This is a genomic window from Tamlana crocina, assembly GCF_012037625.1.
The window spans coordinates 1-289 of the sequence record NZ_JAAVJS010000820.1; the positions used below are offsets into that span (position 1 = coordinate 1).

Annotated in this window: 1 protein-coding gene; it reads right to left on the reverse strand. The window is 49.1% G+C overall.

The window, feature by feature from the left end; all coding sequences use genetic code 11:
- The coding region (locus tag HC176_RS19130) for a polysaccharide pyruvyl transferase family protein (RefSeq protein WP_245234973.1) at positions 1 to 262 on the reverse strand (262 nt) is incomplete at its 3' end.
- Positions 263 to 289 lie beyond the last annotated feature (27 nt).

The following is a 289-nucleotide window of genomic DNA, read 5'->3' on the forward strand; positions in this document are numbered from 1 at the left end:
CTACTATTAATCCGTGTAATGAGGTGGAAAGAATGCGCTCACACTCCAGGATCTCCGTGGTCGTCGCCTCCACATTCATTGTAAGCAGGTCCACCACCTTTACTTCCTCCCTGCCGCCAAAGATCTTCAGCGCATTTTCATAATCATGATAGTGCGGCACAATGCCCAGCTTATATTTCTTTGAAATGGACGGGTGGTAATAATCTAGCAGCAGGATGGCGGGATCTCCGTACACTTCAGGACAATCATAGCCCAGCTTCAATAGATACTCCCTGGTTCTGGGTCCGCG